Source organism: Pandoraea sp. LA3 (assembly GCF_022696215.1).
In the GTDB taxonomy this organism is placed as follows: domain Bacteria; phylum Pseudomonadota; class Gammaproteobacteria; order Burkholderiales; family Burkholderiaceae; genus Pandoraea; species Pandoraea capi.
Map to the genome: position 1 here is coordinate 555515 of NZ_PTPY01000035.1, position 24153 is coordinate 579667.

Genomic DNA, 24153 nt, shown 5'->3' on the forward strand with positions numbered 1-24153 from the left:
TTACTGCGCTCCCTTGGACGAGGATTCCCGAGCCATCTTGTCATAAAGCTCGCGCGACTTGCCCTTCAGATACGGGGCCATCTGCGAGAGGATGTGATAGCTCGACTGATGCAACCCCGCACCGATTTCTTCAGGATCGTTGTACTTGCGCGGGTTCATCACGAATTGGTACGACAACCAGTACGTGGACAACACCACCATGTTGGTGGTCACGACATCGATCTGTTCCGGCGTAATCTCCATTTCGCCGTCGGCCACGAGCAGGTCGCACATCTCGCGTGCGAAACGCTTCTTGTGGCCCACGATCTGCTTGAAATGCGTCTCGAGCGTGCGGTTGCGCGCCAGCAGGTCGTTCAGGTCGCGGTAGAGAAAACGGAAGCGCCACAGGAACTCGGACATGTATTGCAGATACGTCCAGACTTCGTCGAGCGTGGGCTTGTGGTCATCGGGCAGCCGCAGACGCCGTTCGATTTCCTGCTCGAACTGCGCGAAGATGCTGTTGATGATGTCGTCTTTGTTGCGGAAGTGATAGTACAGATTGCCGGGGCTGATTTTCATCTCCTCGGCAATCGTGGTGGTAGTGACGTTGGGTTCGCCGATTTCGTTGAAGAGTCGCAGCGACACTTCAAGAATTCGTTCGCGGGTTCGGCGTGGCGGCTTTGCTTCCATGTCTGTCGGCCCCGGTTAGCGGCAAGCTCGGCGAAGGATGTTCTCCGCTTGCGTTTATGAGTTGAGTGTCAGGTATACGGCGACCGATTATACCCGGCAGCCGACCGGTGCCAAGCATGGGGGCGGGGCAGGAAGCGCGATATCAGAAAAACGCCGTACGTACGAGTTCCACGATGACGGGCCCCGCAAGCGAAGCCCAGGTGAGCAGACACAGGCCGAGGGCGACGAGGACGGCGGCACTGCCGAAATCCTTGGCGCGCTTGGACAGTTCATGCCGTTCCAGTGAAATCCGGTCGATGGCGGCCTCGATGCTCGAATTGACCAGCTCGATGATGAGCACCAGCAGGATCGATCCGATCAGCAGGACACGTTCGACGGCGGTGACCGGCAGGAAAATGGCTGCCGGCAGCAGAATGGCGGCGAGCGCGAGTTCCTGACGGAAAGCGCTCTCCTCGAACACGGCAAACTTGAATCCGGACAGCGAATACTTCAGGGCGCGCCATGCGCGCATGACGCCCCGGTTGCCTTTGTAAGGGTTCGGTTGTTTGTCGCGTGGCGGCGGGTGATCGATGAACAAGCGTCAGGTTCCTCGCCGCAACGGGCTCTATAGGTGGGTCAGATCGCAGGCGCGAGCGACGGCTCGGGCTTGCGAGGATGCAAGTGCGAGGCAAACTCTTCCGAGGCCGCTTGCCACGAGAATCGTTCGGCCCATGCACGGGCGCTTTCTCGCGATACTTTCAGCGCGTCGAGACACGCTTCGCGCAGATCCTCACGCAGTGCGCCGCCTTCGCCTTCGGGGCAACCGTCGAGGACATCGACCGGACCCGTCACCGGAAAGGCCGCGACAGGCAGACCGCAGGCCATGGCTTCGAGCAGCACCAGACCAAACGTATCGGTGCGGCTCGGGAAGACGAAGACGTCGGCCGAGGCATACACCTTCGCCAGTTCGGGCTGCGAAAGCATGCCGAGATAGTTCACATCGGGGTAGCGCGAGCGGAGTTCGGCCAGTTGCGGCCCTTCGCCTGCGACCCATTTCGAGCCAGGCAGATCCAGCTTCAGGAAGGCTTCGATGTTCTTCTCCACGGCAACGCGCCCCACGTAGAGGAAAATCGGATGTGCTGAATTTAGCACATGTGCTTCCTGCACACGGAAGATGTCGAGATCGACGCCGCGCGTCCACAACACGACGTTGTTGAAACCGTTGGCTTCCAGGTCGCGCTTGACCACGGGGGTCGGCGCCATGACGGCGCGCGACGGCTTGTGGAACCAGCGCAGAAAGCGGTAGGTGGTGGTCAGCGGAAAGCCGAAGCGCGCCTGCACGTATTCGGGGAAGCGCGTGTGATAGGCGGTGGTGAATGGAAAGTCGTTGCGCAGCGCCCACTTGCGCGCGGCCATGCCGAGCGGTCCTTCGGTGGCGATATGCAGCGCGTCCGGTGCGAATTCCTCGATGCGCCGCGAGACACGGCCCCCGGCGAAGAAGGCGAGACGAATTTCCGGATAAGTGGGGCACGGGATCGTGCGGAATTCCTGCGGCGTGAGCAGCTCGACGCGATGGCCGGCAGCTTCCAACTGAGCGCGCGTGTTCTTCAACGTGCGGACCACGCCGTTGATCTGCGGATCCCAGGCGTCGGTGATGATCATGATTTTCATCGGGCGCTCCTTCGCGCACATGGCGCGGGTGGAATGACACGCGCAGCCGCGCGTGAAGGGGTAAGGGGGGAGTGCGCCAGTCGTCTCAGGCGCTCACCGGCGTGGCTTTCACGCTCACGCGCGTGTCGCGTTTTTGCGTCCAGTAGATGATCTTCAACTCGCCCTCCATCGTCTCGACGAGTGCCGACAGACTCTCGACCCAGTCCCCGTCGTTGCAGTAGAGCAGGCCGTCGATCTCGCGGATTTCGGGCTTGTGGATGTGGCCGCAGACGACGCCGTCGCAACCCCGGCGACGTGCTTCGTCCGCCATCACATTCTCGAAGGCCGAAATGAAGTTCACGGCGTTCTTCACCTGATGCTTCAGGTACTGCGAGAGCGACCAGTACGGGAAGCCGAAACGCGTGCGTACACGGTTGAACCAGCGGTTGAGCAGCAGCGTGAGCGTGTAGAGCGAGTCGCCGAGATAGGCGAGCCACTTGGCGTGCTGGATCACGCCGTCGAACAGGTCGCCGTGGGTGATCCACAGGCGTTTGCCCGACAACGTGGTGTGAAAGGCTTCGTCGCGCACGGCGATGTCGCCGAAGGCCAGCCCGCAGAACTGGCGCGCGGCTTCGTCGTGATTGCCCGGGACATAGATGACTTGCGTGCCCTTGCGCGCGCGGCGCAGCATCTTCTGCACGACATCGTTGTGCGCCTGCGGCCAGTGCCAGCCCTTACGCAGATGCCAGCCGTCGATGATGTCACCGACCAGATACAGATAGTCCGAATCGTGGTGGCGCAGGAAGTCGAGCAGGTATTCGGCCTGACAACCTTGCGTGCCGAGGTGAATGTCGGAGAGCCAGATCGTGCGGTAGCGGGTGATGCCCTCGGGCGGCGGGTCGAGCGGGTCGGGGGTGTCCGGCGGCAGATCGATCGTGGAAGGCGGCGCGGCGGGTGGGGGGGCGGGCGGGGAGGCGGGGCGGCCCGGCGGGGTGTCTGCGAAGTGACCGGCGCGAGCCGCTGGTGTGGGGATCGGCAACTCGAAGGTGGGTGTCGTCGTCATAGCGGCTCGCACGTCGCGTTGAACATGCGTGCATTGCGCCATGCCTTCGTGAAGGGAAGATGACAGTCATGCGCGTGTCGCGAAAGTGTCTTTTGACGTCGCGCAGATGCGACAGCCGTCGAAGCGGGACAAGCCGCTTGCCATGCCCTCAGACACCCGTGTGCCGTGCGCGTCAGTTCGGGTGACGCAATCCCTGTGCAACGCGTTCGAGCGTTTCCAGCACCAGTGCCCGTGAGCGTGGGTGCGTGCCGAGCGACACGTGGCCGAGCCCTTCCAGCGCGATGTTGTGCGCGCCTGGCAGCACCGACGTGCGCACGGGATACACCACGTTGTCGTGCGCGGTATAGATCGACGTGATGCGCGCGCGTGCCGTGTCGTTTTCGCCGTTGGCGAGCGCCACGAGCCAGTCGCTGCCGATGCTCATCTGGCGTACGTTGCGTCCAATGCCATGCCGCGCGTGAAGCGTGCCGAAGTGCGGCGAGCCCAGCGTGACCGTATGCACGACGGGCAGCGTCGGATAGCGCCGCAGACAGGCGCGTGCCGCGAGGCCGCCCATGCTGTGGCCGACGATGACGACCGGCGCGCGTGTGCGTTCGGCAAGCGCCTGTACGGCGCCCGCGATGGTGTCGGCGTAGTCGTCGATGTCGCCGAGCAGCGGGGCGAGGTTGATGGCGTCGCAATGATAGCCGGCGTCTGCCAGATGGCGCGAGAAGCGCAGCCAGAACGCCCGGTTACAGCCGTAGCCATGCAGCAGCAGAACGGCCACGGGGCGCGCCGGACCACTGGGTGCGGCCAGTGGCGCGGCACTGAACCACGGCTGGTAGATGTCGAGCAACAGGATCGACGCCGCGCATTCGTAAGCCCAGACCGCGATGTTGGTGCCGGCGAGCGTGCGGCGCTCGGGCGTGGGATCGCCATGCGCGGCCATGACGAAGCCCGCAGCGAGACCGATGGCGTGAGAGACGGGCAACCACAGGATCGTCCAGAGGAACGTGGTCCAGGGGCTGTGCCAGGCCGACCAGGTCGCGATGGCAACGACGATCGACAGCGCGATCTCGACGCCGCCATAAACCAGATGCGGGCGGGAGGCGCGCAATGCGACGGCGCTGGCGGCGGGGGGCGTGCTCATCGTCTCGTCATTTGTCGAGGACGCTGACGAGCCGCGTGCCTGCGAGCCGGTCATGCACGAACTGATGGTCGGGCATCACGCGCATGGCCAGCGCCCAGAGCACGATCCAGCCGGCGAGCAGCGCGACGCTGCTCCAGCCGGTTAAGCCGAACGCCCAGTCGATGGCCATGGCCGGGAGTACCCACAGCCAGGCAAGCACGTAGCGCATGATGGCGCGGCCGACGCGCAGCGGCTGCCCATGCGCGTCCACCAGACGGATCTTCCAGGTCTTCATCGCAAGGGTTTGGCCGCCGTGAGTCCAGAACCAGACGAAATAGGCGCCGAGAACGAGAAACAGCCACGTCTGCATGGCATGGCGGTACATGAGACCGCTGCGTTGCTGCGTCAGGGCGCTGAAGAGGTAGCCCGCCAGGAACAGCACGCCGAAGAGCAGCAGCGACTCGTAGACCATCGACAGCAGCCGGCGACGCAGCGTGGGCACGGCATAGCTGCCAGGGGCGCTGCCCTGCGAGGCATTGCGCCCGGACGTCTGCCCGGCAAACGGTTGCGAACGCGGCGGCTTGGAAGGCTGAGGCGTAGCGGAGTCGGTCATCGCAGCGTGGTCTGAGGTCTTGTTATCGGGTATTGGGTATCGGAAGTCCCGTGCCGCGTTGGCGACGTTCGCCACGTTCGGCCTGGGCGCTGTGCGTTCGCGTCGGGAGCGTCGCCCATTATGCGGAAGATTGTGCCGATGGGCCAGCGAGCCCGCCGGTCGGTGGTCCGGTGTGCCGTAATGCAAACGGCCGCCCGGAGGCGGCCGTCATGGCGTGTTGCTGCGAGTCGCTACGTGCTGATAAGCGACGTCGCGTCAGTTGTGGTGGTACAGATCGGAATTGAACGCGTCGCCGCTCTTGTCGCCATTGGCCGGGGCGGCGCTCGCCGCGCCGTTGCTGGCCGCCGACGGGACGGATGCCGCAGCGCCCGGCATCGACGCCGCAGCGGGCTGCGAGGCGGCGGGCACCGAAGCGACCGGCGCGGGAACGGGCAGCGCACCGTTCTTGGCGGCTGCGCCGGTGTCCTTGCGATGCACGGCGGCATACGGGGTCTTCACGCCCGAGCGGCCCGAGGGCGGGGCGCTCACGACGTTGGGGCGATTGGACTGCTTCTTGTCGTCGGCCGCCAGACGTTTTTTCTGTTCTTCCGTGAGCTGCTGGTACTGCTGCCACACCTGCGCCTTGCGCTCCGGCGGCAACGTCTTGGCGTTCTGGTAGCTTTCGCGCGCCAACTGGCGCTGCTCGGGCGTCAGACGCACCCAGTCGGCCATGCGGTCATGTAGGCGCTTGCGGGCCTCCGGCGACAACGTCTGGAAACGCTTGGCGATTTCGATCCACTTCTCGCGCTGGCGCTCGCTCATGCGGTTCCAGTCCTGGGAAAGTGGGGCGAGCGCTTCTTGCTGCGCCGCATTGAGCTTGGCCCAGGCGCCGCCGGGTGAGGGCAGTGCGGCCGCGGGTGCGCTGCCGTTGGCCGGGACATCGGCGCTCAGCGCGCCGACCGGGGCCGAGGACGTGCCCGGCGCGCCGTTGCCGGTCGCGGCCGACGTTGCGGCGATGGTCGGCGGGGCGTCGGACACCGGGGTGGCATCCGGTGCTTGCGAGCGGCGCAGCGCGGCCGTGCCGGCAAGAGCGGCGACGATCAGCGCGGCGACCAGGAAAAGTACGTTGCGTCGCGTCACTGGGCGGTCTTGGATGGGGGGACTACTGGGCACGCTTCACATAGGCGTTGAAGCCGTGATCGGCATAGGCCGACAGCGGCAATTCGTCGCTCAATACGGCAGCATCGATATCCGCCAGATCCTGAATGTGTTGCTGATGTTCCCAGTACGCGATGCCGGCCAGACCGATCACCAGTGCGGCGAGCGGCCAGAGCAGGCCAAGGCGGCCGAGCTTGTCGAATGCGCGGCGCGGGCCGCCGATTTCCGGCGACTGCACGGCACCCACACCCGCGAGCACCAGCGCCGGTTGCACGACGGCGACCGGTTCTGGCTTTTTGCGGGCGAGCGCCTCCTGGCGCGCGGCGGCCAGCCGGGCCGCGATGTTCGGCGACGGCGAATCGGACGCTTCGTCCAATGCCAGTCGCACGCGATGTGCGAAGCGAATTTCCCTCGTTTCCAGATCGTGACTCATAACCTGATCCCTTTTGCCTTCAACGCCTGTGCCAACGCGTGAGTAGCACGCGAGCAGTGCGTCTTGACGCTGCCCTCCGAGCACCCCATCGTGGCGGCGGTCTCGGCAACGTCCATGTCCTCCCAATAACGCATGAGGAACGCTTCCCGTTGACGTGTCGGTAGTTTCTGTATTTCTGCCTCGATCAGCGTGAGGATTTCGGCACGCGAAACCGAGTCCTCGCTGCTCTCGGTTTGCACTGACCCATCCTCGCCCAGTAAGGTTTCCAGCGGGTCGAAATCGTCGCGCTCGTCTTCGCCGGGGCCGGCCAGGTTCGAGAACAGCGTCACCCAGGTGTTGCGCACCTTCTGGCGGCGGAAATAGTCGTGAATGGTGTTCTGGAGGATGCGCGTGAACAGCAACGGCAGGTCGGCCGGCGGCTTGTCGCCGTACTTCTCGGCCAGACGGATCATCGCATCCTGAACGATATCGAGGGCGGCCTCGTCGTCGCGTACGGCATACACGGCCTGCTTGAAAGCGCGCCGTTCGATGCCTGCGAGAAAATCCGCCAGTTCCTTGTCAGATGCCATCCGGTGGGGTGCACGCAGCGTTTGCCGCTGCGCCTGTGAAATGCCGTGTAAGCGTAAAGATTACGTAAAGATCGCGTAGTCGGTGCGGATGCTACCAAAAACGCGCCTGCCTGTAACCGCTTTTGCTTCCGGTTGTGTCGCGTTGTGTCGTGTTACGACACCGGCGCATTCGCCAGCTTCCTATGATGTGAAGATTGTGCACCAGCGTGGGGTCTTGCACCGCACAGTGTGGGAATTTTGCGAAGCGAACTTCGCGACCATGCTGCAAATGCATAAACTCGCTTGACCATTTTGCTGCAAACCAGTAATGTTGCCAGTTCGCAATATCTGTGATTGTCTCAATATCGGCACGCCTATCCGGTGTGTCCATCATTCAGACGCGCAGCTTGAGCCCGGACCATAAGTTCGCGGGGAGAGCACCCGATCAAAATTTTTGCCGAAACTTTGAAAGGTCGACGATGAACATGCCAAGCGCGGAATTCTCCGAGGCGGAAGCTACACGCCACCAAAATACGACTGAAGACATGATTGGCGCCGAGATCCTCGTGCGCTCGCTTCAGGAAGAGGGAGTCGAACATCTGTGGGGTTATCCCGGCGGTTCGGTTCTCTACATCTACGACGAACTCTACAAGCAGGACAAGATCCAGCACATTCTGGTGCGCCATGAGCAGGCAGCCGTGCATGCGGCCGACGCTTATTCGCGTTCCACCGACAAAGTCGGCGTGTGCCTTGTGACGTCTGGCCCCGGCGTGACCAATGCGGTCACCGGTATCGCCACGGCGTACATGGATTCGATCCCGCTCGTCATCATTACCGGGCAGGTGCCGACGGCCGCGATCGGTCAGGACGCCTTCCAGGAATGCGATACGGTCGGTATCACGCGTCCGTGCGTGAAGCACAACTTCCTCGTGAAGGATGTGCGCGACCTCGCCGCCACCATCAAGAAAGCCTTCTATATCGCCAAGACGGGCCGTCCGGGTCCGGTGCTGGTCGACATTCCGAAGGACGTCTCCAAGGCACGTTGCCGCTTCGAATATCCGAAGTCGGTGGCGCTGCGCTCGTACAACCCGGTGACGAAGGGCCACTCGGGCCAGATCCGCAAGGCGATGAGCCTGCTGCTCTCGGCCAAGCGTCCCTATATCTATACCGGCGGCGGCATCATTCTGGCCGATGCGTCGAAGGAACTGAACCAGTTCTGCGACCTGCTCGGCTACCCGGTGACCAACACGCTCATGGGCCTGGGCGGGTATCGCGCGAGCGATCCCAAGTTCCTCGGCATGCTGGGCATGCACGGCACGTACGAAGCCAACATGGCCATGCAGCACTGCGACGTGCTCATCGCCATCGGCGCGCGCTTCGACGACCGTGTGATCGGTAACCCGGAACACTTCTCCTCGACCGCCCGCAAGATCATTCACGTCGATATCGATCCCTCGTCGATCTCCAAGCGCGTGAAGGTCGATATCCCGATCGTCGGCGACGTGAAGGAAGTGCTGCGCGAAATGATCGAGAATCTGCAAACGGCGGAACATGGCCCGGACACCGCGGCGCTCGCCGACTGGTGGAAGCAGATCGAGCAATGGCGTTCGCGCGATTGCCTCGCCTTCGATCGCGAGAGTGAAATCATCAAGCCGCAACATGTGGTCGAGACGTACTGGAAGCTTACGGACGGTGAAGCGTTCGTGTGTTCGGACGTCGGTCAGCACCAGATGTGGGCGGCTCAGTACTATCGCTTCAACAAGCCGCGCCGCTGGATCAATTCGGGCGGTCTGGGCACGATGGGCTTCGGCCTGCCGGCAGCGATGGGTGTGAAGATGGCGCATCCGGACGCAGAAGTCGCCTGTATCACCGGCGAAGGCTCGATCCAGATGTGCATTCAGGAACTCTCGACGTGCCTGCAATACCGCACGCCGGTCAAGATCCTGTCGCTCAACAACCGCTATCTGGGCATGGTTCGCCAGTGGCAGCAGATCGAGTACAGCAAGCGTTACTCCAGTTCGTACATGGATGCGCTGCCGGACTTCGTGAAGCTCGCCGAGGCGTACGGTCATGTGGGCATGCGCATCGAGAAGTCGTCGGACGTCGAGCCGGCACTGCGCGAAGCGCTGGCCCTGAAGGATCGTACGGTATTCATGGATTTCCAAACGGATCCCACCGAAAACGTCTGGCCGATGGTTCAGGCGGGCAAGGGCATCAGCGAGATGCTGCTCGGTTCGGAAGATCTGTAAGACGACGAGGCACGCTCGCGCTGCCAGCCGCTTCCGGCATTGCCGGGGCGCGGGCGCGACGTCCCAAACCAGGACAATCCGGGATACACCATGAGGCACATTATTTCTGTTTTGCTCGAAAACGAGCCGGGCGCGCTGTCGCGCGTTGTCGGGCTGTTTTCGGCACGTGGCTACAATATCGAGACCCTCACCGTCGCGCCGACCGAAGATCGTTCGCTTTCGCGCATGACGGTGGTCACGACCGGCTCCGATGACATCATCGAGCAGATCACCAAACACCTGAACCGGCTCATCGAAGTGGTGAAGGTGGTCGATCTGACCGAGGGGGCCCATATCGAGCGCGAACTCATGCTCATCAAGGTTCGCGCGGTGGGTAAAGAGCGGGAAGAGATGAAGCGGATGTCGGATATTTTCCGCGGCCGCATCATTGACGTTACGGAAAAGACCTATACGATTGAGCTCACCGGCAATTCATCGAAACTCGATGCATTTATCGAAGGGCTCGACCAGACGGCGATTCTCGAGACGGTTCGTACCGGTGGCTCGGGCATTGGGCGCGGTGAGCGCATCCTGAAGGTCTGACCGGCAACGACAACGCGGTAAGCGGATTTCGATCCATTCTGATTTCAGTTTATTTTTGGTAATACGGGACACTCCAAATGAAAGTTTTCTACGACAAAGACGCCGACCTCTCCCTCATCAAGGGCAAGCAAGTCACGATCATCGGTTACGGCTCGCAAGGTCACGCCCACGCACAGAACCTGAAGGACAGCGGCGTGAACGTGACGGTCGGTCTGCGCAAGAACGGCGCTTCGTGGAACAAGGCGGTCAACGCCGGCCTGAACACCAAGGAAGTGGCGGAAGCCGTGAAGTCGGCCGACATCGTCATGATGCTGCTGCCGGACGAGCAAATCGCTGACGTGTACAAGAACGAAGTGCACGCCAACATCAAGGAAGGCGCAGCGCTCGCGTTCGCTCACGGCTTCAACGTGCACTACGGTTGCGTGATCCCGCGTGCTGACCTCGACGTCATCATGATCGCCCCGAAGGCCCCGGGCCACACGGTGCGCTCGACGTACTCGCAAGGTGGCGGCGTGCCGCACCTGATCGCCGTCGCCCAAGACAAGTCGGGCGCCGCTCGCGACATCGCACTGTCGTACGCTGCCGCTAACGGCGGTGGCCGTGCCGGCATCATCGAGACCAACTTCCGCGAAGAAACGGAAACCGACCTGTTCGGCGAACAAGCCGTGCTGTGCGGCGGTACCGTGGAGCTGATCAAGGCCGGTTTCGAAACGCTGGTCGAAGCCGGTTACGCGCCGGAAATGGCCTACTTCGAGTGCCTGCACGAACTCAAGCTGATCGTCGACCTGATCTATGAAGGCGGTATCGCCAACATGAACTACTCGATCTCGAACAACGCCGAGTACGGCGAGTACGTCACGGGCCCGCGTGTCGTGACGGAAGAGACGAAGAAGGCCATGAAGCAGTGCCTGACCGACATCCAGACGGGCGAATACGCCAAGTCGTTCATTCTGGAAAACAAGGCAGGCGCTCCGACCCTGATCTCGCGTCGTCGTATCACGGCCGAGCACCAGATCGAGCAAGTTGGCGGCAAGCTGCGCGCGATGATGCCGTGGATCGCCAAGAACAAGCTGGTCGACCAGTCGAAGAACTAAGTTGTAAGCGCGACGTGCCGCTCGGTGCGTGGGCTGGGAAGTCTCCGGATCTCTCCGGACCCATGCATCGCTGGCAGACGATGATGGAGAGTCGGGCTCGTGGCGACACGAGGTTCGGCCATCCGTGAATCATCGTTGCGTCAGGCCGTCCGTTTTGCCGTAGCCGTTGCTATGGCAAGGCGGACGGCCTTTTTCGTTTCAAACCCAGGGCTTTTTTCGCGTCGTCGGGAGCGGTGTTGTCCGGTCTCGCGAATGTGACGCGAACGTGTCGATTGGGGAAAAAGTGTCGCCACGTCGCGCGCATTGCTACAATGCCGCCACGTCACGGTTTGGCCCGAAGCAGGCCGACCCGCTCACTCAACCGTTTTACCAAGGACGCGAGTTCAATCGCATGAATTATCCTCACCCGATCATCGCCCGCGAGGGCTGGCCCTTCCTGGGTATCGCCGTCGCCGTTGCGCTCGTCGTGCATTTCATGGCTGGCGTGTTTTGGGCCGCGCCGTTCTGGGTGATCGCCCTGTTCGTACTGCAGTTCTTCCGCGATCCGCCGCGTGAAGTGCCCCAGCAGGCCGGTGCCGTGCTGTCCCCGGCAGACGGTCGCATCGTGGCCATCGAAACCACGCAGGACCCCTATGCAGGCCGTGAAGCGCTGAAGATCAGCGTGTTCATGAACGTCTTCAATGTCCACTCGAATCGTGCGCCGGTTGACGGCACGGTGACCAAGGTGGAATATTTCCCGGGCCGCTTCTTCAACGCCGATCTGGACAAGGCATCGCTCGAGAACGAGCGTAATGCGCTGGTGATCGACGTCGGTGGCCAGATCGTCACGAGCGTGCAGGTCGCCGGTCTGATTGCGCGCCGTATCCTGTGCTACGTGAAGGCGGGCGACCGTCTCTCGCGCGGCCAGCGCTACGGCTTCATTCGCTTCGGTTCGCGTGTCGACGTGTACCTGCCGCTCGGTTCGCGTCCGCGCGTGGCCATTGGCGACAAGGTGTCCGCCACCTCGACGATCCTCGCCGAGCTGTAAGCTGCGCCGGGCTGCATCAGGGCCGTCGGCGGCGGTGTGACACGGGGTCGCACGTCGCCGGATCGTCGCGTCGGGGCTCGTATCCTGAGCGTCATGACGACACGGCCTGCAACTGCTTTCGCTTTTCGCGTTCCAATAGCGGTGATCCGTCGCGGGTTCGCCCGCAGTCTTAGGGTCAGTGAGTCGACCCTAGCATCGTCAAGGAGTTACAGATGCCGGAAAACCATCGCGGCCGCTTGCGCAACAATGTCAGGCATCTCTCGCCGTTCGGCCGTCACAAGAATCCCTCAGAGCCATCGATGAACGAAGACCACGATCCGGGTGTGGACGAGGACCTGCCGGTGCGCCCGCGCAATCGCGGCATCTATCTGCTGCCCAACGCTTTCACGACTGCCGCGCTGTTCTGCGGCTTCTTCGCCATCGTCCAGGCGATGAACGACCGCTTCGAGCAAGCCGCCATCGCGATCTTTTTCGCGATGGTGCTCGACGGCATGGACGGGCGCGTGGCCCGCATGACCAATACGCAGAGCGCCTTTGGCGAACAATACGATTCGCTCTCGGACATGACTTCGTTCGGCGTAGCGCCGGCGCTGGTGATGTACGAGTGGATTCTGCATGAGATCGGCAAGTGGGGATGGCTCGCGGCGTTCGTCTACGTTGCGGGTGCGGCGCTGCGTCTGGCCCGTTTCAATACGAACATCGGCGTGGTCGACAAGCGTTTCTTCCAGGGGCTGGCCAGCCCGGCGGCGGCGGCGCTCATTGCCGGTTTCGTCTGGATCACGATCGACAACAAGTTGCCGGTCAACGTGTTCTGGATGCCATGGGTGGCGTTTTTCCTGACGATTTACGCCGGGATGTCCATGGTCTCGAATGCGCCGTTCTACAGCGGCAAGGCGCTGGACGTGCGCCAGCGCGTGTCGTTCGGCGTGGTGCTGCTGTTCATGGTCGGCTTTATTCTGGTGTCGTCCGACCCGCCGCTGGTGCTTTTCGGCATGTTCTGCCTGTACAGCATTTCGGGCTACGTGCTGTGGGCGTTCCGCTTCCTGAAGGGCCGCCGGCAGCGGATCTTCGGTGAGGTGGACGAGTAAATCGGTCAATGCAAGGGGCGTATGAGTACGCCCCTTGTCACATCTACCTGTCAGAGTTGTCAGGTATTACGCCATCGGAATGTTCTACGCTTGACGATGGTGGCATCGAAGTACCCCCTGTGGCCCGGTCCGCGAGGTAAGGCATGCGTGACCCGGTGCCGTTTCCGTAGGTCAATGTGACGAAGGAGAAATCATGGGCATTCTGGACTTCGTGAAGGAAGCTGGCGAAGCGCTTCTCGGCAAGGCGCAGGCGGCGGAGCCGCCGCCCCCCGGCCCCGATGCCGATGCGGCCAATCGTGCGGCAGGTGAAGCCATCGAGAAATACATCGGCAGCCAGGGGCTGAGTGCGACGGCGCTCAGTGTCGAGTTCGACGGCGCGACACGTACGGCAACGGCGCGCGGCGTGGCGCCGGATCAGGCGACCAAGGAAAAGATCCTGCTGTGCTGCGGCAACGTCAGGGGTGTTGCGACGGTGAACGATCAGATGTCCGTCTCGACGGCATCCGCCGAGGCGACGTACTACACGGTCAAATCGGGCGACACGCTTTCGGCGATCTCCAAGGCGCAATACGGTGACGCCAACAAGTACAACGCCATCTTCGAGGCCAACAAGCCGATGCTTTCCAGTCCGGACAAGATTTACCCGGGGCAGGTGCTGCGGATTCCGCCGCTCTGATTCGTCGGCGGCGACGGCACCCCGATCAGCCCGGCTTCGGCCGGGCTTTGTCGTTTTGGGCGGGCGCGTTGCGCGGGGCGTGTCGTCGCCTGCAAACGCCCGTGCGCATGGGCGTTGCCGCCGATTCCCCGCGTTGCGAAAACCCCCGATTGCGACTATATTGGCGCTCATGATTTCAGGCGCCACCCCGGCTCCGGGCCTTCCTCACGCAACGCCACCGCTATGCCGTTTTTCCGCCTTCGGGCCGGCCATGCCTGCGCGCGTCGCGCGCTGATTCCCTCCCGGTAGTTGCCCGCCTCAGCGGCCGTGTGCGTGTTTGCGCGCAGGCGCTGCCGTCAGACATCAAGAACAATCCCTACGAGATCCCCACAGGAGCAAATCATGGCCGACAAGCTGATCATTTTCGACACGACCCTGCGCGACGGTGAGCAGTCGCCGGGCGCGTCGATGACGCGCGACGAGAAGATCCGCATCGCCCGCCAACTGGAGCGTCTGCGCGTGGACGTCATCGAAGCCGGCTTCGCCGCCAGCTCGAACGGCGACTTCGAATCGATCCGGGCCATCGCCGGCATCGTCAAGGACAGCACCGTGTGCTCGCTGGCCCGTGCCAACGACCGCGATATTGCCCGCGCCGCCGAAGCGCTCAAGGGGGCGAATTCGTCGCGTATCCACACGTTCATCGCCACGTCGCCGCTGCACATGGAAAAGAAGCTGCGCATGACGCCGGATCAGGTGTTCGAGCAGGCGAAGCTCGCGGTGCGCTATGCGCGTCAGTTCACTGACAACATCGAGTTCTCGCCGGAAGACGGCAGCCGTTCGGACCTGGATTTCCTGTGCCGTGTGCTCGAAGCCGTGATCAACGAAGGCGCGACGACCATCAACGTGGCCGATACGGTCGGCTATGGCGTGCCGGAGCTCTACGGTCAACTCGTGCGTACGCTGCGCGAGCGCGTGCCCAACTCGGACAAGGCGGTCTGGTCGGTGCACTGCCACAACGACCTCGGTATGGCCGTAGCGAACTCGCTGGCCGGCGTGCAGCTGGGCGGTGCGCGTCAGATCGAGTGCACGATCAACGGTCTGGGCGAGCGCGCGGGTAACACGTCGCTCGAAGAAGTCGTGATGGCGCTCAAGACCCGCAAGGATTACTTTGGTCTGGATCTGGGCATCGACACGACGCAAATCGTGCCGGCCTCGAAACTCGTCTCGCAGATCACCGGTTTCAACGTGCAGCCGAACAAGGCGGTCGTGGGCGCGAATGCCTTTGCGCACGCGTCGGGCATCCACCAGGATGGCGTGCTCAAGGCGCGCGACACCTACGAAATCATGCGCGCGGAAGATGTGGGCTGGACCGCGAACAAGATCGTGCTGGGCAAGCTCTCGGGCCGTAACGCATTCAAGCAGCGTTTGCAGGAGCTGGGCATCGAGATGGAGTCGGAGCAGGACGTGAATGCCGCGTTCGCCCGCTTCAAGGAACTCGCCGACCAGAAGGCCGAGATTTTCGACGAAGACATTCTGGCGATCGTCTCGAACGAAGCGCAGGCCGAAGGCGGCGAGCACTTCTACCTCGTGTCGATGGCCCAGCATTCGGAGACGGGCGAGCGCCCGAGCGCACGCGTGGTGTTCACCGCACAGGGCAAGGAACTGGTCGGCGAGTCGGACGGCAACGGTCCGGTCGACGCGGTGCTCAACGCCATCGAATCACAGGTCCAGAGCGGTGCCGAGCAACTGCTGTATTCGGTCAATGCCATCACGACGGGTACGCAATCGCAAGGCGAAGTGACGGTGCGTCTGTCGAAGGCGGGTCGTATCGTGAACGGCGTCGGCACGGATCCGGACATCGTCGCCGCATCGGCCAAGGCTTATCTCTCGGCGCTCAACAAGCTGTACTCGAAGGCCGAGAAGCTCAACCCGCAACTCACGCCGTAATGCGGGCGGTACAACGCATCTGTGTTGTACCGTCAGAGGCCTCTTTCGTCGACAAGCCGATGAGTTTGGTGAAGTTGACGTAAGCTGGGGCAGCCGCCAGAAATCGATGGAACCCGCCGCAAGCGCTCGCACTCTGCTCGTCAGGGGCGAGCGCTTTTGCTATTTCAACGCCGGATGGCGAGGGCCGTGCGCCTCCTGGTCATGACCTTGAGCGAGCGTGCGGGCTGCGACGATCAACGCGATACCCAGCAACGCCAGATCCTTGATCAGAAAGCCAAACGTACCGCTACCCAGGTCGGGTGTCGTCGCAATGAACGACAGGGTGACGACAAGGGTCAGCGCAACGCCCAGACTGCCCGCAAAACGGACTCGCCAGTTGCCGGTGTATGCCATCGCGAGTGCCGCGCTCAGCTCGAAGATCCCGATGAGGTTCGACACGCTTTGCTTGCTGAAAATGAGATAGAGCCAGCTCACGAGCGGATGATGGTTGACCAGCGGAAAAATGGCGGTAGCTTCGCGCGCGGTGAACTTGTATGCGCCGTAGCCGAGGAAGATGCAGACGACGCTATACAGCGCGAAGTGGTACGCGAAGCGCTCAAGACGAAGCGCAGTTGGGCAAGACGTATGAGAGGGATGCATTGGCGACGTTTCTCCAATGGGTGGGACTGAGGGGGGGGGCGCCGATGACGTGCAGGTTTAGCTCGGCTGAGCGTGACGTGCGGGCTGCAACCGCTGTGCAGCGCTGGGCCGTGGCGTGATGGGTTTCGCAGCGGCCTGCCAGCCGGTGTTGCTGACTGGCAGGCCGGCGTGCATGCCGACAGGCGCTGGGTTACTGGCCGTGGTAGATGTTATCGAGGTGCTGAATGCCGCGATAAACACGTTGCATCGCGCCCGACGCCGAGACGGTGTCGCCCGTCGCGACGCCGGTGACGCTCGTGGCATTCGTGTTGTTTGCGTCACTGCTGCCCGCTGCGGCGCGATTTCGCGACTGGCGTGCGAGCTCGGCGTTTGCCATCTGAATGTTTGCCGGATAGCGCGTGTTGTCGCTGGCAGAGGTGTACCCCACATCGTGCAGAGCCTTGAGTTCGGCGCGGACTTCCGCACGCGTTTTTCCGGCTTGCGGTGCAGCGATGGCGACGCTCGAAGCGGCGATGAGGATGGCGGTCGTGGTGGCGAGGATGGACGTGTTCATGGTGGGTATCTCCAAAAGTGCAATAGGACAAAAGGTTCCGATCAAGCAGCGCGTTGGCTACCGATCGCACCGATTAGTCGTACGGAGATGCCGGATATGACAGAGAGATGCAAAAAAAATTTTAGAAGGGTGCCGCGTCGCTTGTCGACGTTGCGCCGACGTCGCTTTGACCCGACACGATGCGCGTGGCAAGACGCAGCGTCGCGAGTTGCGACGCATAGGCCCGGCATCCACGGCAAGCGAGTAAATGGACCCGCAGGCGCACGCGCTGGCCTCGCGTGAGCGGCCGGTCGAGTTGCTCGGAGATCGAACGAGTGGCGGTGGCGCAGTTACCCAATAGCATCGTTCGTCTCCAGACCTTTGGCTGACAGGCAGGTGCGCAAGCGAGTGCGCGCACGGTAAAGCAGCACGCTGCAATGGTTGGCTTCCAGTCCGAGTTCCTGGCAGATTTCGGTGATGTCCATTTCGAGCAACTCGCGCATCGAGAACACACGACCGGTGGATTCGGGCAACGCGTTCAGACACCAGTCGAACAATTGCCAGAAATGCTGCCGGGCGACGAGTGTCTCCGGGCGTGGCCACGGGCGTGGACGTGCGTGATCCGTCCAGTGCCCGTTGTCGTTGAACAGTTCGCGGTCGAAGACGGAGTCGTCGCCGGCCTCACCCTCCAGGGCAGACGCGTTGATGGTGCGACGTCGCGCCCGCATCATGTCGATGAGCTTGTTTCGCAAAATCGCGAATACCCACGTTTTGTGCTGAGCGCGTCCCGAGAACGCATCCGACGACAGGCAGGCCGCCGTCAGGGCGTCCTGAACGACATCTTCAGCGAGATGATCGTCTCGCAACTGAAGCCGGGCGAAGCGCAGCAGGTCGCGGCGCAAGTGGGCCAGATAGGCGGGGTCGAGAGGGGAATTCGCGGGAATAGGGCGCTCTCCTGTGCTCAGAACATGTTGTTCTCCCGTTTCTCGTGCAGCGGATCCGGGCTGATTTGCGTGGTCTGGACGATGCCGTCCGGATCGAAGTAGAAGTTCATCATCGAAAACCACACGTCGTCCTGCTTGAACCGGTACGTCCAGACTTCGCGTTTCATCAGCGGGAATGCCGATGTCTCGACAGGCTCGCCGAAGTGATGCAGGACATCCGTTTTCGTCCACTTGCCGACTTCGACCTTGTTGAACTCGGTCGTCGAAAGCACCTGGGCCGTGCCCAGCAGACGGCCCTGTGCGTCGAAGTCGGCGGCGATCGTTTCTTCACCGAACGGCTTCGTCGGATACAGCCAGCGCGTGATGCCCGGCGCCAGCGCGTAGACCTCCTTCGGCTTGCCGAGCTGCGCCTGCACATCGGCTTGCGATGCCATCGGCGTCAGCGTTTGCCAGGCGGGTGTATAGCACCCGGTCAGGCCCGCGGTGAGCGAGAGCGCCAGCGCACCCGCGCTCAGCCAGCGCACGGGGGCGCTCGCCCCGGTGCGCCGGTTCCGGTGGGGGCGTGCCGTGCCGGAAGGGTCGATAGTCGACGCTTTCGAAGGAACAAAGCGGGTGTGAGTACGATACGTCATGGTGGCCCTCGTGGTCGTAGGGAATGGCCCAAAAAGCAGTGCGATGGTGGTGCGGGAACCGGGCACTGGCTGTATTTGGCTAGGATAACGCCCCTGTTCCTTATCGTGGGGGCGCTCGGCTTGCCCGGGGCAGGCGTGGCAGTTATGATTCGCGCCGGGACAGTCCTAGAGGCCTCGATGAAATCTCAAGTCTTGCTTTCGCGTATCTGTGCCGTGGTTTGCACTTTCGGCCTGCTGGCCGCTGCCAGCGTGGCGCATGCGGCGCCGCCGATTCGCCTTGCGCTCATCGAAGGGATGAGCGGGCCGTTCGGTAACGCCGGGGCGATGGTCGAGCGTAATCTGCGGTTCGCCATCGATCGCGTGAATGCGCGGGGTGGCGTGAAGTTGCGCGACGGCGCCCATCCGCTGGAACTGACGGTATTCGACAGCAAAGGGGCGGTCGAGGACAGCCTCGTCCAGCTCAAGGCGGCGGGTGACCTTGGCATTCCGTTTGTGCTCCAGGGCAACAGTTCGGCGGTAGCGTCGGCGCTGATCGATGCCATTAACAAACGCAACGCGCGTGAGCCGGGGCAGCGAATGCTGTTCTTCAACTACTCGGCCGTGGACACCGCGCTGACCAACGAGCAGTGCAGCTTCTGGCATTTCGCGTTCGACGCCAATGCCGCCATGCGCATGCAGGCGCTCACCGAAGCCATCAAGGTCGACGACAGCATTCAGAAGATCTATCTGCTCAATCAGGACTACAGCTTCGGGCGTCAGGTCGCCGGGCTGGCGCGTCAGATGATCGGGTCGAAGCGTCCCGATGTGCAGATCGTGGGCGAGCAGTTCAGCCCGGTCGGCAGAGTGAAGGATTTCACGCCATATCTGGCGCGTATCCGGGCGTCAGGGGCCGATACGGTCGTCACCGGAAGCTGGGGCAACGATCTGACGTTGCTCGTGAAGGCGGCGCGCGAGCAGGGGATGGAGCTCAAGTTCTACACGTTCTACGGCAATGCGCTGGGGGCGCCGGCGGCGCTGGGCGATGCGGGCGTAGGGCGGGTGTACGCCGTCGCCGAATGGCATCCGAATGTGGGTGGCGAGGCGTCTGACGCGTATTACAAGGCGTTCCGGGCACGTTATCCGGATGCGCGCGACGACTATCCGTTGCTGCGCATGAGCGTGATGATCGACATGATTGCCGCCGCGCTGGAGCAGGCGGGCACGACCGACGTGACGACGGTGGCGCGCGCGCTCGAGAATCGCCGGGTCCGCGAGGCGCCGGCCGATGCGTGGATGCGAGCGAACGACCACCAGATGATCGAACCGCTGTACGTGTCGGTGATGCGTCGTGCGGGCGAACCGGGGGTGAAATTCGACAACGAAGGCTCGGGCTATGGTTTCCGGACCGTCATGGAACTGCCCGCGAACAAGGTGGCGCTGCCGAGTACCTGCCGGATGGCGCGTCAGCGCTGATCGGGGGCGTGGCCTCCCGGTTAAGCGGCAAACCGTCGATTTGTCGTGAATTTCGGGATAATCCGGGGGATTTTTTAAGGATTGTTCTTGGGGTTTCCCGGATTGCAAGGCCCTGATAGCGCCTTGCGCCCCGTCTGCTGCGGCACAGCGTGGAAAAAAGTGGCGTCGTAAAGCCAGTTCCCGTATAATCGCGCACTTGCAGTTTTGTTTATGTACGGCAACGTACATGTTTTTGTAAGTTCACGGCACGGCCATTCTTCCGTGACCGCGTGTATCCAAAGGAAAGAAAATGTCGAACGCAGATATCAAGAAGTCGGACGTCGTGGCGCAATTCGCCCGCGCCGCCAATGACACCGGCTCCCCCGAAGTTCAGGTTGCGCTGCTGACCACGCGCATCAACGAACTGACCCCGCACTTCAAGGCACACATGAAGGATCACCACAGCCGCCGCGGTCTGCTGCGCATGGTGAGCCGTCGCCGTAAGCTGCTCGACTACCTCAAGGGCAAGGATGCAGACCGCTACCGCGCCCTGATCGAGAAGCTGGGCCTGCGTAAGTAAGCGATTACGATTACGACAAGATGCCTGTATCAGCGTGCTGATGCAGGCATTTTGTTTTTGGGCGGCGCCCGATCGATGTCCTGAGCGCAGGTTTGGGGGCTATCGATCCGGTGATTGTCGCGGGCTTCGGTGACGATAACGGTCACGCAAACGCTCGCGAAATGCCCGTCTGATTGTCCGGTATTACCCAGTTTATGGGGCCTCGTCGGCAAGCAGGGCTTGTGTCATTCCAGGGTCGTCTCAGCGCAAGCGGTCGCACTGAGCACCGGACTACGCTGGAATGGCATAACACTCCCCCCTGTAAGACGTCGGGATCACCCCGGCAGCGATATCGCGCCGCTGCTGCATTCGCGCGATTCGATATAGGAGTGCAAATGTTCAATAAAGTCGTCAAGTCTTTCCAATGGGGACAAAACACGGTTCGTATGGAGACCGGTGAGATTGCTCGCCAGGCATCCGGCGCCGTGCTCGTCGACATGGACGATACCGTCGTGCTCGCCACGGTCGTGGGCGCGAAGAAGGCCAAGGCTGGCCAGGATTTCTTCCCGCTGACCGTCGACTATCTGGAAAAGACTTACGCCGCCGGCAAGATCCCGGGTGGCTTCTTCAAGCGTGAAGGCCGTCCGTCGGAAAACGAAACGCTGACGTCGCGCCTGATCGACCGTCCGATTCGCCCGCTGTTCCCGGAAGGCTTCTACAACGAAGTCCAGGTCGTGGTGCAGGTCGTCTCGCTGAACCCGGAAGTGCCGGCTGACATTCCGGCCCTGATCGGCGCATCGGCCGCGCTCGCCATCTCGGGTCTGCCGTTCAACGGTCCGGTCGGCGCCGCACGCGTTGCCTACGTCGACAGCCAGTACGTGCTGAACCCGTCGCGTGAGCAGATCGCCAAGTCGAAGCTCGACCTGGTCGTCGCCGGCACGGAACAAGCCGTGCTGATGGTGGAATCGGAAGCGCAAGAGCTGCCGGAAGACGTGATGCTCGGCGCCGTGGTGTTCGGCCATGAGCAAATGCAAACGGCCATCAACGCCATTCACGATCTCGTGCGTGACGGCGGCAAGCCGGAGTGGGACTGGGCGCCGGCCGCCAAGAACGATGCGCTGATCGCACAAGTGAGCGAGCTGGCCGAAGGCTCGCTGCGCACCGCTTATCAAACGCGTGAAAAGCAAGCGCGTACGCAACAACTGCGTACCGTGAGCACGGACGTCATCGCCAAGCTGGGCGAAGCCGCTGCCGCCAAGGGCGAAGCTGCGCCGGACGACATCGAAGTCGGCAACATCCTGTTCGATCTGGAAGCCAAGATCGTGCGTAGCCAGATCCTGGCTGGCGAGCCGCGTATCGACGGCCGCGACACGCGTACCGTGCGTCCGATCACGATCCGCACCGGCGTACTGCCGCGTGCTCACGGTTCGGCCCTGTTCACGCGTGGTGAGACGCAGGCCCTCGTGGTTGCCACGCTGGGTACCAAGAGCGACGAGCAGATCATCGACGCGCTGCAAGGCGAGTACCGTGATCGCTTCATGCTGCACTACAACTTCCCGCCGTTTTCGACGGGTGAAACGGGTCGCGTGGGCTCGCCCAAGCGTCGCGAAATCGGTCACGGCCGTCTGGCCAAGCGCGCACTGGTGGCTTGCCTGCCGGGCGCCGACGATTTCGGCTACACCGTGCGTGTCGTGTCGGAAATCACCGAATCGAACGGTTCGTCGTCGATGGCTTCGGTCTGCGGCGGTAGCCTCGCCATGATGGACGCCGGTGTGCCGATGACCTCGCCGGTCGCCGGTATCGCGATGGGCCTGATCCTCGACGGCAACAAGTTTGCCGTGCTGACCGATATTCTCGGCGACGAAGATCACCTGGGCGACATGGACTTCAAGGTGGCGGGTACGTCGAATGGCGTGACTGCACTGCAGATGGACATCAAGATCCAGGGCATCACGAAGGAAATCATGCAGGTCGCGCTGGCGCAAGCCAAGGAAGGCCGCCTGCACATCCTCGCCAAGATGACGGAAGCGCAGTCGGGCGTTCGTACCGAGCTGTCGGAATTCGCACCGCGCATGGTCACCATCAAGATCAATCCGGAAAAGATCCGCGACGTGATCGGCAAGGGTGGTTCGGTGATTCGCGCGCTGACGGAAGAGACGGGCACGAGCATCGACATTTCGGACGATGGTGTGGTCACCATCGCCAGCCCGAGCGCCGAAGGCATTGCCGAAGCCAAGCGTCGTATCGAACTGATCACCGTGGAAGTCGAAGTGGGTCAGGTCTACGACGGCACCGTGCTCAAGCTGCTCGAGTTCGGCGCGATCGTCTCGGTGCTGCCGGGTAAGGACGGTCTGCTGCACATCTCGGAAATCGCCAACGAGCGTATCAAGGACATCAACGAGTACGTCAAGGAAGGTCAGGCCGTGCGCGTGAAGGTGATCCAGCAGGACGACAAGGGTCGTCTGCGTCTGTCGCACAAGGCGCTGACCGATGAAGAGAAGCAAGGTGGTCCGCTGCTCGTCAAGCGTGAAGGCGACGCCCAGTAAGCAGGGTATCGGCATGACGCAGGGCGGTGCGTAGCTGCACCGCCACTGCCGAAAGCGAAACGGCGACTCGAACGAGTCGCCGTTTTTTCATCTTTCGCACGGATTCGCAAAATAATGCGGAAAAAATGCGGGAAGGGTATTTACAGGAAATGGGTTTGTCATTAGAATCTCATTTCTCTGTTCGGGGGGTATAGCTCAGCTGGGAGAGCGCTTGCATGGCATGCAAGAGGTCAGCGGTTCGATCCCGCTTACCTCCACCACGGATTCAGAAGCTTGATTTTCAGGCTGCGTCGAAACAGCAAGATTCTTGCAAAAACGATGCAAAAAACTTGAAAATAAAGCTTCACAAGCGAAGAAATGTTGTTTAGAATAGCGTTCTTCGCGAAATGCAGTAAGCAGTTAGCGAAACAGACAAAGTTTTGACGATTTTGTCCCCTTCGTCTAGAGGCCTAGGACATCACCCTTTCACGGTGAGTACAGGGGTTCGAATCCCCTAGGGGACGCCAGAATTGGTGCCGGTAGCGAGTCGGTATCAGTTTGAAAATGCCAAGCAGTTAGTGGCGTAAAGCCCGCTGAAAGTTAGGCGGGTTTTTTTGTCGGTTTTGGAGCGGTAGTTCAGTTGGTTAGAATACCGGCCTGTCACGCCGGGGGTCGCGGGTTCGAGCCCCGTCCGCTCCGCCAAAACCTACGAAGTTCGGTGATATGCGCGTGAAAACGCAGCAATGCCGGACAACAAGCAGGAAAGCAAAGTGAGTGACATCACGATGCTGTAGCAAGTTTGGAGCGGTAGTTCAGTTGGTTAGAATACCGGCCTGTCACGCCGGGGGTCGCGGGTTCGAGCCCCGTCCGCTCCGCCAAACGAAGAAAGCCCAGGCTTAACCGCCTGGGTTTTTTTTATGTCTGTCGCAGATATGTTGGTTTGTTGCGCCGCTTTATCGATGTCCTGCAACGGGGCTATTCGGGCGCTTCAATATCGATTTTTCCCTCAGTGATTCGATCTCAAGGTGGCCTGCGGATTTTTCGCGCAA

At 62.0% G+C, this 24153-nt stretch carries 24 protein-coding genes and 4 tRNA genes; 14 read left to right on the forward strand and 14 right to left on the reverse strand.

What is annotated here, in order from left to right; genetic code table 11:
* The 9 genes from C5N93_RS17865 to C5N93_RS17905 form a co-directional block, all read right to left on the reverse strand.
* Entirely contained in the window at positions 1–669 is a 669-nt protein-coding gene (locus tag C5N93_RS17865; protein ID WP_047905105.1) for a TetR/AcrR family transcriptional regulator, read from the reverse strand.
* A 142-nt stretch (positions 670–811) separates the two neighbouring features.
* A complete protein-coding gene (locus tag C5N93_RS17870; protein ID WP_069343105.1) occupies positions 812–1246 on the reverse strand; it encodes a diacylglycerol kinase in 435 nt (144 codons plus the stop codon).
* Positions 1247–1284: 38 nt separating this feature from the next.
* The gene (locus tag C5N93_RS17875; protein ID WP_069343106.1) at positions 1285–2319 is read right to left on the reverse strand and encodes a glycosyltransferase family 1 protein; all 1035 of its coding nucleotides are present in this window, start codon (positions 2317–2319) and stop codon (positions 1285–1287) included.
* Positions 2320–2404: 85 nt separating this feature from the next.
* The gene (locus C5N93_RS17880) at positions 2405–3361 is read right to left on the reverse strand and encodes a UDP-2,3-diacylglucosamine diphosphatase (RefSeq protein ID WP_347403315.1); all 957 of its coding nucleotides are present in this window, start codon (positions 3359–3361) and stop codon (positions 2405–2407) included.
* Between the two features lie 172 nt (positions 3362–3533).
* A complete protein-coding gene (locus C5N93_RS17885) occupies positions 3534–4490 on the reverse strand; it encodes an alpha/beta fold hydrolase (RefSeq protein ID WP_242560339.1) in 957 nt (318 codons plus the stop codon).
* 7 nt (positions 4491–4497) lie between these two features.
* Positions 4498–5082, reverse strand: coding sequence for an RDD family protein (locus C5N93_RS17890; RefSeq protein WP_242560340.1), 585 nt, complete (start codon positions 5080–5082; stop codon positions 4498–4500).
* 255 nt (positions 5083–5337) lie between these two features.
* Entirely contained in the window at positions 5338–6201 is an 864-nt protein-coding gene (locus C5N93_RS17895) for a DUF3106 domain-containing protein (protein WP_242560341.1), read from the reverse strand.
* A gap of 22 nt (positions 6202–6223) precedes the next feature.
* Positions 6224–6652: a DUF3619 family protein gene (locus C5N93_RS17900; protein ID WP_150723302.1), complete on the reverse strand. Its 429-nt coding sequence runs from the start codon at positions 6650–6652 to the stop codon at positions 6224–6226.
* A complete protein-coding gene (locus C5N93_RS17905; protein WP_069343110.1) occupies positions 6649–7221 on the reverse strand; it encodes an RNA polymerase sigma factor in 573 nt (190 codons plus the stop codon). Before C5N93_RS17905 ends, C5N93_RS17900 begins: the two co-directional genes overlap by 4 nt.
* Before the next feature lie 458 nt (positions 7222–7679).
* Here C5N93_RS17905 and C5N93_RS17910 point away from each other — a divergent pair, with 458 nt between their 5' ends.
* The 7 genes from C5N93_RS17910 to C5N93_RS17940 all read left to right on the forward strand — a co-directional run bounded on the left by C5N93_RS17910 (position 7680) and on the right by C5N93_RS17940 (position 15842).
* Positions 7680–9449: an acetolactate synthase 3 catalytic subunit gene (locus tag C5N93_RS17910; protein WP_069343111.1), complete on the forward strand. Its 1770-nt coding sequence runs from the start codon at positions 7680–7682 to the stop codon at positions 9447–9449.
* 90 nt (positions 9450–9539) lie between these two features.
* Positions 9540–10031, forward strand: coding sequence for an acetolactate synthase small subunit (gene ilvN / locus C5N93_RS17915; protein ID WP_069343112.1), 492 nt, complete (start codon positions 9540–9542; stop codon positions 10029–10031).
* A 77-nt stretch (positions 10032–10108) separates the two neighbouring features.
* Positions 10109–11125, forward strand: a complete 1017-nt coding sequence (gene ilvC / locus C5N93_RS17920; RefSeq protein ID WP_023595472.1) for a ketol-acid reductoisomerase — start codon at positions 10109–10111, stop codon at positions 11123–11125.
* Positions 11126–11516: 391 nt separating this feature from the next.
* Complete coding sequence (locus C5N93_RS17925) at positions 11517–12152, forward strand: phosphatidylserine decarboxylase (RefSeq protein WP_069343128.1); 636 nt, start codon at positions 11517–11519, stop codon at positions 12150–12152.
* Positions 12153–12364: 212 nt separating this feature from the next.
* Positions 12365–13240 (forward strand): CDP-diacylglycerol--serine O-phosphatidyltransferase, encoded by an 876-nt coding sequence (pssA, locus tag C5N93_RS17930; RefSeq protein WP_069343113.1) that lies wholly within the window; start codon positions 12365–12367, stop codon positions 13238–13240.
* A gap of 193 nt (positions 13241–13433) precedes the next feature.
* A complete protein-coding gene (gene lysM, locus C5N93_RS17935) occupies positions 13434–13916 on the forward strand; it encodes a peptidoglycan-binding protein LysM (protein ID WP_242560342.1) in 483 nt (160 codons plus the stop codon).
* Positions 13917–14297: 381 nt separating this feature from the next.
* Positions 14298–15842, forward strand: coding sequence for a 2-isopropylmalate synthase (locus C5N93_RS17940; protein WP_069343115.1), 1545 nt, complete (start codon positions 14298–14300; stop codon positions 15840–15842).
* A gap of 159 nt (positions 15843–16001) precedes the next feature.
* Here the strand turns inward: C5N93_RS17940 and C5N93_RS17945 are convergent, their stop codons facing one another.
* The 5 genes from C5N93_RS17945 to C5N93_RS17965 all read right to left on the reverse strand — a co-directional run bounded on the left by C5N93_RS17945 (position 16002) and on the right by C5N93_RS17965 (position 18589).
* On the reverse strand, positions 16002–16481 hold the full coding sequence (locus C5N93_RS17945; protein WP_242560343.1) for a DUF417 family protein: 480 nt from the start codon (positions 16479–16481) through the stop codon (positions 16002–16004).
* Between the two features lie 190 nt (positions 16482–16671).
* Complete coding sequence (locus tag C5N93_RS17950) at positions 16672–17034, reverse strand: DUF4148 domain-containing protein (protein ID WP_242560344.1); 363 nt, start codon at positions 17032–17034, stop codon at positions 16672–16674.
* A gap of 121 nt (positions 17035–17155) precedes the next feature.
* The gene (locus C5N93_RS17955) at positions 17156–17377 is read right to left on the reverse strand and encodes a zf-HC2 domain-containing protein (RefSeq protein ID WP_242560345.1); all 222 of its coding nucleotides are present in this window, start codon (positions 17375–17377) and stop codon (positions 17156–17158) included.
* A complete protein-coding gene (locus tag C5N93_RS17960) occupies positions 17364–17957 on the reverse strand; it encodes a sigma-70 family RNA polymerase sigma factor (RefSeq protein WP_242560447.1) in 594 nt (197 codons plus the stop codon). The genes C5N93_RS17955 and C5N93_RS17960 overlap by 14 nt, the downstream gene beginning before the upstream one ends.
* A 17-nt stretch (positions 17958–17974) precedes the next feature.
* Positions 17975–18589 (reverse strand): hypothetical protein, encoded by a 615-nt coding sequence (locus tag C5N93_RS17965; protein WP_242560346.1) that lies wholly within the window; start codon positions 18587–18589, stop codon positions 17975–17977.
* A gap of 177 nt (positions 18590–18766) precedes the next feature.
* Between C5N93_RS17965 and C5N93_RS17970 the strand changes: the two genes are divergently transcribed.
* The 7 genes from C5N93_RS17970 (at position 18767) to C5N93_RS18000 (ending at position 23982) form a co-directional block, all read left to right on the forward strand.
* Complete coding sequence (locus tag C5N93_RS17970) at positions 18767–20041, forward strand: branched-chain amino acid ABC transporter substrate-binding protein (RefSeq protein ID WP_242560347.1); 1275 nt, start codon at positions 18767–18769, stop codon at positions 20039–20041.
* A gap of 289 nt (positions 20042–20330) precedes the next feature.
* Positions 20331–20600 (forward strand): 30S ribosomal protein S15, encoded by a 270-nt coding sequence (rpsO, locus tag C5N93_RS17975; RefSeq protein WP_039397648.1) that lies wholly within the window; start codon positions 20331–20333, stop codon positions 20598–20600.
* 368 nt (positions 20601–20968) lie between these two features.
* Positions 20969–23125, forward strand: a complete 2157-nt coding sequence (pnp, locus tag C5N93_RS17980; protein ID WP_242560348.1) for a polyribonucleotide nucleotidyltransferase — start codon at positions 20969–20971, stop codon at positions 23123–23125.
* A 184-nt stretch (positions 23126–23309) separates the two neighbouring features.
* Positions 23310–23385, forward strand: a tRNA-Ala gene (locus tag C5N93_RS17985).
* A gap of 170 nt (positions 23386–23555) precedes the next feature.
* Positions 23556–23631 (forward strand) — tRNA-Glu (locus tag C5N93_RS17990).
* 98 nt (positions 23632–23729) lie between these two features.
* A tRNA-Asp gene (locus tag C5N93_RS17995) sits at positions 23730–23806 on the forward strand.
* A 99-nt stretch (positions 23807–23905) separates the two neighbouring features.
* Positions 23906–23982, forward strand: a tRNA-Asp gene (locus C5N93_RS18000).
* The last annotated feature ends 171 nt before the right edge of the window (positions 23983–24153 follow it).

Excerpts from the sequence above, each read along its gene's own strand:
- C5N93_RS17865 (WP_047905105.1), bottom strand. The coding sequence starts at position 669 with ATGGAAGCAAAGCCGCCACGCCGAACCCGCGAACGAATTCTTGAAGTG.
- C5N93_RS17875 (WP_069343106.1), bottom strand. The coding sequence starts at position 2,319 with ATGAAAATCATGATCATCACCGACGCCTGGGATCCGCAGATCAACGGC.
- C5N93_RS17880 (WP_347403315.1), bottom strand. The coding sequence starts at position 3,361 with ATGACGACGACACCCACCTTCGAGTTGCCGATCCCCACACCAGCGGCT.
- C5N93_RS17885 (WP_242560339.1), bottom strand. The coding sequence starts at position 4,490 with ATGAGCACGCCCCCCGCCGCCAGCGCCGTCGCATTGCGCGCCTCCCGC.
- C5N93_RS17890 (WP_242560340.1), bottom strand. The coding sequence starts at position 5,082 with ATGACCGACTCCGCTACGCCTCAGCCTTCCAAGCCGCCGCGTTCGCAA.
- C5N93_RS17900 (WP_150723302.1), bottom strand. The coding sequence starts at position 6,652 with ATGAGTCACGATCTGGAAACGAGGGAAATTCGCTTCGCACATCGCGTG.
- C5N93_RS17905 (WP_069343110.1), bottom strand. The coding sequence starts at position 7,221 with ATGGCATCTGACAAGGAACTGGCGGATTTTCTCGCAGGCATCGAACGG.
- C5N93_RS17910 (WP_069343111.1), top strand. The coding sequence starts at position 7,680 with ATGAACATGCCAAGCGCGGAATTCTCCGAGGCGGAAGCTACACGCCAC.
- ilvN (WP_069343112.1), top strand. The coding sequence starts at position 9,540 with ATGAGGCACATTATTTCTGTTTTGCTCGAAAACGAGCCGGGCGCGCTG.
- ilvC (WP_023595472.1), top strand. The coding sequence starts at position 10,109 with ATGAAAGTTTTCTACGACAAAGACGCCGACCTCTCCCTCATCAAGGGC.
- C5N93_RS17925 (WP_069343128.1), top strand. The coding sequence starts at position 11,517 with ATGAATTATCCTCACCCGATCATCGCCCGCGAGGGCTGGCCCTTCCTG.
- pssA (WP_069343113.1), top strand. The coding sequence starts at position 12,365 with ATGCCGGAAAACCATCGCGGCCGCTTGCGCAACAATGTCAGGCATCTC.
- lysM (WP_242560342.1), top strand. The coding sequence starts at position 13,434 with ATGGGCATTCTGGACTTCGTGAAGGAAGCTGGCGAAGCGCTTCTCGGC.
- C5N93_RS17940 (WP_069343115.1), top strand. The coding sequence starts at position 14,298 with ATGGCCGACAAGCTGATCATTTTCGACACGACCCTGCGCGACGGTGAG.
- C5N93_RS17945 (WP_242560343.1), bottom strand. The coding sequence starts at position 16,481 with ATGCATCCCTCTCATACGTCTTGCCCAACTGCGCTTCGTCTTGAGCGC.
- C5N93_RS17950 (WP_242560344.1), bottom strand. The coding sequence starts at position 17,034 with ATGAACACGTCCATCCTCGCCACCACGACCGCCATCCTCATCGCCGCT.
- C5N93_RS17955 (WP_242560345.1), bottom strand. The coding sequence starts at position 17,377 with ATGCTATTGGGTAACTGCGCCACCGCCACTCGTTCGATCTCCGAGCAA.
- C5N93_RS17965 (WP_242560346.1), bottom strand. The coding sequence starts at position 18,589 with ATGACGTATCGTACTCACACCCGCTTTGTTCCTTCGAAAGCGTCGACT.
- C5N93_RS17970 (WP_242560347.1), top strand. The coding sequence starts at position 18,767 with ATGAAATCTCAAGTCTTGCTTTCGCGTATCTGTGCCGTGGTTTGCACT.
- rpsO (WP_039397648.1), top strand. The coding sequence starts at position 20,331 with ATGTCGAACGCAGATATCAAGAAGTCGGACGTCGTGGCGCAATTCGCC.